Origin of the sequence: Bowmanella yangjiangensis, assembly GCF_017255015.1 — a bacterium.
GTDB classification, from domain to species: Bacteria; Pseudomonadota; Gammaproteobacteria; order Enterobacterales; family Alteromonadaceae; genus Bowmanella; species Bowmanella yangjiangensis.
The window spans coordinates 1-1,069 of the sequence record NZ_JAFKCS010000272.1; the positions used below are offsets into that span (position 1 = coordinate 1).

Sequence of the window (1,069 nt, forward strand, 5' to 3'; positions counted from 1 at the left end):
CGGACGACTGGTACGTGCAAACGGCCAAGCGCGTGTTCCTCCCGGAGATCTATCGCCAGGCCGCCGCCGAGCTGATCGCCGAAGGCCACGCGCAGGCCAGCGATTTCCCGCCGGCCGATGAGGATGGCTTTCGTGAACCGCTGGCCGACACCATCGACGGCGTGGTCTACGACGGCCATCAGCCCAACGCCTACCTGCAGCAGTTCAGCATCGGCCTGAAAGGCGACCGCACGCTCTAAGCCACCAGCGGCCGCGCCTGGTCGCGGCCTCAACCGACCCGAGGACAGGACGATGAGCAACCCGAACGTCGCCACTCCGATTCAGCAGACCCTCAAGACGGCGCGTCACAGCGCCTTGCTCAAGCGCCTGGCCAGCAGCCTGATCCTGCCGGCACTAGGCATCGCTCTGTTCCTGCTGTGCTGGCAGGGGCTGGCCAATCACATCCAGACCAGCCTGGGGCAGTTTCCCGGCCCGTTGCAGGTCAGCGAGCAGTTCTCCGGGCTGATCGCCGCCCATCAGCGCGAGCAGGAGAAGGCGGCCGCGTTCTACCAGCGCCAGGACGAACGCAACGCCAGGCTGCTGGCCAGCAATCCGGCCGCCGAGGTGAAGATCCGCCCCTACACCGGCAAGCCGACCTTCATCCAGCAGATCTTCACCAGTCTCTATACCGTGGCGGCCGGGTTCGTCATCGCCTCGCTGGTGGCCATCCCCCTAGGCATCGTCTGCGGTCTCAGCAAATCGCTGTACAGCGCGCTCAACCCGCTGATCCAGGTGTTCAAGCCGGTATCGCCACTGGCCTGGCTGCCGTTGGTGACCATGCTGGTCAGCGCCTTGTATGTCAGTGACGATCCGCTGTTCGCCAAGTCGTTCCTGACCTCGGCCTTCACCGTCGCGCTGTGCTGCCTGTGGCCGACGGTGATCAACACCACGGTGGGCGTGGCCGGCATCGACAAGGACCTCAACAACGTCAGCAAGGTGCTGCGCCTGTCGCCGCTCAGCCATGTGCGGCGCATCGTTCTGCCAGCGGCGCTGCCGATGATCTTCACCGGTCTGCGCCTGTCGCTCGCCA

Annotated in this window: 1 protein-coding gene and 1 pseudogene; both read left to right on the forward strand. The window is 65.6% G+C overall.

The window, feature by feature from the left end; all coding sequences use genetic code 11:
- A pseudogene (locus tag J0A65_RS23905) lies at positions 1-239 on the forward strand (nitrate ABC transporter substrate-binding protein); the annotation flags it as partial.
- A 52-nt stretch (positions 240-291) separates the two neighbouring features.
- Positions 292-1,069, forward strand: a 778-nt coding sequence (locus tag J0A65_RS23910) for an ABC transporter permease (protein ID WP_206596768.1), incomplete at its 3' end; no start/stop codon positions are given.